This is a genomic window from Mesorhizobium sp. M5C.F.Ca.IN.020.32.2.1, assembly GCF_004023105.1.
GTDB classification, from domain to species: domain Bacteria; phylum Pseudomonadota; class Alphaproteobacteria; order Rhizobiales; family Rhizobiaceae; genus Mesorhizobium; species Mesorhizobium wenxiniae.
On record NZ_RZSX01000390.1, the window covers coordinates 1 to 5,628 of the forward strand.

General features: G+C 60.4%; 8 protein-coding genes. 2 read left to right on the plus strand and 6 right to left on the minus strand.

Annotated features, from left to right (window positions below):
• The first annotated feature begins 818 nt into the window (after positions 1-818).
• Positions 819-1,235 carry a hypothetical protein gene (locus tag EOA86_RS19540; protein ID WP_063169404.1) on the plus strand — a complete coding sequence of 139 codons (417 nt, stop codon included), beginning with the start codon at positions 819-821 and terminating at the stop codon, positions 1,233-1,235.
• A gap of 250 nt (positions 1,236-1,485) precedes the next feature.
• Here the strand turns inward: EOA86_RS19540 and EOA86_RS41525 are convergent, their stop codons facing one another.
• The 5 genes from EOA86_RS41525 to EOA86_RS40445 all read right to left on the minus strand — a co-directional run bounded on the left by EOA86_RS41525 (position 1,486) and on the right by EOA86_RS40445 (position 3,926).
• The gene (locus EOA86_RS41525) at positions 1,486-2,268 is read right to left on the minus strand and encodes a redoxin domain-containing protein (protein ID WP_244529185.1); all 783 of its coding nucleotides are present in this window, start codon (positions 2,266-2,268) and stop codon (positions 1,486-1,488) included.
• Between the two features lie 40 nt (positions 2,269-2,308).
• Positions 2,309-2,533, minus strand: coding sequence for a DUF411 domain-containing protein (locus tag EOA86_RS40430; protein ID WP_236372580.1), 225 nt, complete (start codon positions 2,531-2,533; stop codon positions 2,309-2,311).
• On the minus strand, positions 2,530-3,072 hold the full coding sequence (locus EOA86_RS40435) for a multicopper oxidase domain-containing protein (RefSeq protein ID WP_236473613.1): 543 nt from the start codon (positions 3,070-3,072) through the stop codon (positions 2,530-2,532). Before EOA86_RS40435 ends, EOA86_RS40430 begins: the two co-directional genes overlap by 4 nt.
• Before the next feature lie 9 nt (positions 3,073-3,081).
• Positions 3,082-3,378, minus strand: a complete 297-nt coding sequence (locus EOA86_RS40440) for a hypothetical protein (protein WP_236473614.1) — start codon at positions 3,376-3,378, stop codon at positions 3,082-3,084.
• 260 nt (positions 3,379-3,638) lie between these two features.
• Positions 3,639-3,926 carry a multicopper oxidase domain-containing protein gene (locus EOA86_RS40445; protein WP_236473615.1) on the minus strand — a complete coding sequence of 96 codons (288 nt, stop codon included), beginning with the start codon at positions 3,924-3,926 and terminating at the stop codon, positions 3,639-3,641.
• A 482-nt stretch (positions 3,927-4,408) separates the two neighbouring features.
• Between EOA86_RS40445 and EOA86_RS38715 the strand changes: the two genes are divergently transcribed.
• Positions 4,409-4,597, plus strand: coding sequence for a hypothetical protein (locus EOA86_RS38715; RefSeq protein ID WP_158302651.1), 189 nt, complete (start codon positions 4,409-4,411; stop codon positions 4,595-4,597).
• Between the two features lie 152 nt (positions 4,598-4,749).
• On the opposite strand, the gene EOA86_RS19575 is transcribed toward EOA86_RS38715, so the two are convergent.
• On the minus strand, positions 4,750-4,956 hold the full coding sequence (locus tag EOA86_RS19575; protein ID WP_091600627.1) for a hypothetical protein: 207 nt from the start codon (positions 4,954-4,956) through the stop codon (positions 4,750-4,752).
• Positions 4,957-5,628: the final 672 nt, after the last annotated feature.

Genomic DNA, 5,628 nt, shown 5'->3' on the forward strand with positions numbered 1-5,628 from the left:
GGTCCAGATGTAGTAGGTATCCTAATCATCGCCGAGCGTGTTTAGCTTGGGTCGCGCAGAAAGGTGGATGGCGTGAGCGCGCTGAGATGGATCGCCATTTGGACTAAACGACGGGACGGCTGACTGGTATGCGCGTTCAATTGATCTGGCGCCTTAAATGCAGGAAGGCTTCGCGGCCGGTACGAGGCGCATCCCTCCTCCGAAGCAGCACGCCCAAGTATCATCACAAGCCCCGAGCGCTCGCGTTCGGCGATGTCCAATTTCCGACAATGTCGGAATACAGTCAGATCTGCTGGATTGACTTTAAATGGTTTTCTCATTTGGCACAGCGCATGCTGGTTATCCGCAAACACGTGACCGACCAACAAGAAGTCGCATGATCACCTCACCAAAACATACAGCCGCGGAACAATCACTTGGCCCGAACTTGCTTATCGCCCTCCCCGTCACCACAACCGGAGCCATCCATGTCTGACGGGCTGCCCAGGATACCTACTGCGACCGCGCTTGCCCGGTGACGACCGCTCCGGCTCCGCCCGTTACCGACGAGGCAAAGTGACGGATTTCCTGCTTTTCAACGACATGGAGGTGGTTGTCATTCCCGCTGGGGGACAGACTCGGCCTGTTCAAGGCATTGCGCGAAGGCGGCAAGATGACGGCCACCCGTGCGCGAACTCAAGGAGCGCAGCCTGTATCGTGTATCAGGCAAATAGGCCGTGGGTCAGTGACCTTGACACAGGGGACATGCGCAAGGTCCTGAAGTTTGATGTAGCGATAGAAGGGTGCCAATGACAACAATAGCTTACAGGAACGGAACCATGGCTGGCGACGGCCGAGCCTTGGGTTTTGACTCAGTATCCGTCGGTGAGAAAACGAAGGTGTTTCGCTTATGCGACGGCACACTCATCGGCGTTTCCTCTTCGTCCTTGGGTATTCCAAAGGCCGTTCGAGACTGGGTTGAGAAGGGCATGGATGTTTCTGATATTCCTGTGCCGCGCAACGACGACAATTTTGAATTTGAGGCGCTGATAGTGCGCAAAAATGGGGAAGCCGTATTGTTGGACGGCAATTGGCTGCCAAGTGATCCCGTGAAAGGTGAATATTATGCCATCGGGAGCGGCAAGCAGTATGCTTTGGCCGCGCTGGTTTTGGGCAAGTCAGCTAAGGAAAGCGTCGAAGTTGCCGCGAAACTCGACGTTTGGACTGGTGGCACAGTCACTGCCATAACTCACTAAACCCGCCTTTCGGCGGGAGTGTGACAGTGCGAGCGTGGAAGTAGGGCGCCACCCCGGGGCACGTCGAGCCCTGTCATCTGCTTGCGTTGTTGGACATGTGAGCTGGTCCATAAGCGCGCGAAAGCGTCCAGTTGTGGCCAAAAGCACGATTTGCGACAGAACCGGCCCGCTTCTATGAGTATGGGCCGCTTTTTGCGGCCAGCGTGCTTGCCATCCTGCCGCCAGTGGCCGTCGCCTTCTTCTTCCAAGGTTACCTCGTCATGAAGTAGAGCACCACGATCTTGTCGGAGAAATCGGAAAGGCGGACGGCCCTTCCGTCCGCGTCGGCCAGTTCGAAAGGCGGCGCGGCCTGCTCGTCGATCGCCTGGAAGAACCTCTCCGCGCTGTCCCTCATCTTGTCGAGATCGGCGCCCGGATGGTGGGCCAGCGCGGAGGTCGCGAGGATCAGCGCCAGAAATTGAATCGCAAGCGACGGTTTCGCTTTCATGGACAATGCATTCCGGTTGGGGGCGTTCGAGGGCTCCGCGGCTAGGATTGGTCTCACTGTGTCTGCTCCCGCTCCCGGCGGCTCATCTGCCTGATAGGCGCGTTCCCGCTCGGGCCATGTGCTTTTGATGAAGGCCAGAACGGCCCGGATCTCCTCGTCGGTGAGGACATTCCCGAAGCCCGGCATGTCGCTCTGGTAGCCGCCGCCGACGACCGCGGCCGGTCCCGGCGCCGGCATGCGTCCCGAAGGCAGCGGGCTTTCCAATCGCGCTGACCTTCGCCTGGCTAAAACCGTCTTGCCTAGCGCTATCGCCGCGGCCGGGGCGCCGCCACCGGCCATCCGGTTGGCGAGCCAAGGCAATGTCCAGACCAATCCGAGGCCTGCCGCGGCCACGCATCGATAAGAGGACCGACGCCCTTCTCCTTTGCCGCCGCTGGAGAACAGGTACTTGATCAGCGCGGCCGTCCCGAGGACGAGCACGACGACGACAAGCAGCCACACCAGGCCCATGCCGAACATCATCATGCCGCTCATGCATTCCATCATCGAAGCCTCCTATTCCGTGGCGTAGACGCCGCCGGTCCCGTCAGACTTCCGGATTTCGAGAATCTCGAAGGGCGCTTCCTTCGTGCCACTCATGCCGGGGGAGCCCATCGGCATGCCGGGCAGCGTCATGCCCTTTGATGTCGGGCCGCTCGGTCAAGAGCTTGTTGACCGTGCCGACCGGCACATGGCCGCTCACCACATAGCCGTCGATGAACGAGAGAAGGCAGCCATCGGCTTCCGGCGGAATGCCCTCTTCGCGGCTCATGGCGAAAAGGTCGTGCGTCGGCCTTGACGGTGACAGCGAAGCCGTTTCCTGCAAATAGCCGGCATAACCTTCGCAGCAGCCGCATTGCGGGTTCTTGTAGAGCGTGACGTCCTTTCGCCGGCGAACGCCGGAGCGGCGCCTGACAGGATCGAGGCGAGGACAAGAGCTATCAGGGTATTGGACATTTTTGCTTCTCCTTCGGCTTGTGGACTGGTCAGGCGACCGGCCGCCTGGTGTTCGAGAACGTGGCAGTGGAACATCCAATTGCCGGGATTGTCGGCGACGAAGGCGATCTCGACCTTCTCGCGCGGCGAAACCAGCGCCGTGTCCTGCCATTCGCGACGTGGGGTGGGCTGGCCGTTGCGGGAAATCACCCGGAAGGAATGGCCGTGCAGATGGATCGGATCATGCCACGCGGTTGCGTTGGTCGTGGCGATGACGTGGCTCTTATTCCGCAAGAGCGTCAGCCCCGGCTTCATGTCGTGATTGGCCTCGTCGGCGGCGACGCCGTTGATGAACCAGGCGGTGCCGGAATTCATCGTCCTGCATCATGCGCCCGGACCCATGCTTTCACCCATGTCCTGCGCCACCATCTCGCCCATCATGCCGCCGGTGAAGACGACTTCGTTGCGGGACGCTGTATCGAGGTCCGGCTCCGGCAGCGGAATGGTCGGCAGGGTCAGCGGCCAATCAGGCACACGTGCCCTAAGCGGAGTGTCGGAATAAACAAGATCGACGAGCTCATATTCCAGCCCCTCGTAGAACTGGTCGAAGATCGAAAGCCGGCTGCCCGGCTTGCCCGTCATGTCGAGGATCAGATCGGTGCGCATTGCGGGACCCAGCACCACCCGCCTCCGGCGCGTGTGGCGTCACCGGCTGGCCGTCGAGCGCGATGACGGCCGGCCTGAAAACCCGTGAAGTCGGGACTGAAGATGCGTGCATTGGCGGCGTTGATCAGCCGCAGCCGGATGCGCTCGCCCTTTCTGACCGCAAAGGTATCCGGCACGCGGCCATTGATGGTAACCGTGTTGCCGACGCGGCCATTGTGGTGAATGTCGTGCCGGTTGCCGAAATCCTCGCTGATTGCGCCAGATTTCGTCAGCCCTCAGTCACCGAGCATCCAGGTCACCTCGCGATCGGCCCGCACCGCCTTCGGTTCCTCGATGATCAGCGGACCATAAAGTCCGCGCCCGACCTGTTCGAAGCTCCGCTGGTGCGGGTGATACCAGCAGATGCCGACGTCGACGGCGTCGAACTCGTAGACGAAGCGCTCGCCCGCTCCAATCGGCTTCTGCGTGAGGTGAGGCACGCCATCCATGGCATGTGGCACACGCACGCGATGCCAGTGCACGGTCGTTTTCTCGGCAAGGCCGTTCTCTACCTCGACCCGCACGCGCTCGCCCTGACGGACCCGGATTTCCGGGCCTGGAACGGGCCTTCGGCGCGCAATCGAGCCCGGTTCACCCGGCCCAATGGCGTCCACTTTGGGGGCGCATGCACTGCAGACCCGCTGGACCTGATCCGGGAGAGAATGGGCGCGGCGATTGGAATAGCTATGAAAGCGCATCGGACCGTGGAACTGCGCGCGCAGACTTTCGGAGGAAGGCTCGCTTTTAAGCGTTATCGTGCAACTCTGACCGTTCTTCGCCTTGGCGGGTGCCGCGGAAGAATCCCGGGTTCTGCGAGCGCTCCGAGAACACCTGCGGTCGATCCTGTACCACAATTTCGCGAAGCTCGATGCTCTCTACAAACGATGTCTTGGATTCTCACGCCCTTATTTCAGCACTTCGCTCGCTTGCCCGACTCGGCCGCGGTCAGCCTTCACCGCCAATTTTATTGGCGCAGCGACGTTCCTATCGGGTCAGGCGAGGCTTCTTGAACCTGCCGCTCTCTCGTTGCCCTGGCACGATTAATCGTCCTCTCAGTCTCGTCATTGGCGGAGTCGCTCCTGAGGCGCGCGCCGGCGAGTTCGAGGAGCGCGTGGCTATCTCCTCGGTCCAGCCGGATTCCGCTGCGCGCTCAGCCAATTCCTGGAAGGCCGATTCCAAGGCGAGCTGGCATTGAAGGCCGCGGTCCGGATGGTCGACTGGGCAGCTTGGTTCCACGATCGCAATGCTTGATCGCTTCATTGCAGGCCATGGGCTCTCGCCCTCTCCTTTTGCCACACGAGGCGCCAGCTCACGTGTTGTTGTTGGCGTGCGCCCCGGCAACCGCTTTCACCAGCCGCTCCGGCGATCCCGCGCGCTCCAGCTCCGCAAAGAATGATGCGGCGTGACGCTACCCAGCCGGTGCTTCTCGGCCAATTTGCACACATAGGGATAGTCGACCATGAAATCGGATCGAGGCGAGGCGTTGGACGTTTCAGTCTTGGTCTGAATGCCGCCGCCCACGAGCCGATCGGCCTTCTCGATGATTTGGCGCACCCTCGTTGTCGACAAGCCATGTTCCTGAGCCAGGTCGGCGAAACTCTTGCCCTTCAGAAAGCCGTCGACCAGGGCTATGTTCCTATCGACGGTCGGCTAAATCCCAGCAGGCGCGCAGTTTTCCAGCATCATTCCGTTTGTTCATCCGCTTGTCCGCGCCCCCTGCAAATCCTACCGGGCCAAATCGGTGCTTGGAAGACCCACTCATGTCATGGCCTCGGGAAAGTACCAGGCCGACGGTCATGTGAATACGAAAGATGCTGGCGATCACCATGATCGTTGGTGACCGCTGACCTCCCGAATGTCGGCTTCGACGGCACACCGGGAGCTCTCGGCAATGTTGAATAATTCCGTTTGAAGATGGTTGACTTCGTCGTCGAGGCTCGATCCATCAGGATCGGTATCGACGATTCTATATTTGAGGAACCCAAATTCGTTTGACTCGCGCAATTCGCTGTACGGCGTATCATCGCAAGCGCGGGATTGCGACATCCTGCGAAGTGCCCACGTTGCTGGAATCGATTTTGCGGAAGTAAAAAGGCCCCGGCGCTGGGTCGGCGCGCAGGGCCTTCAGGCATGTACGAGCTACCAGCATGTCCAGTTATGATCGTGCGCTATCATAATGAACAAACGGTGAATGATCGCTATCCGAGGTGCAGGGCGGGCGAGATG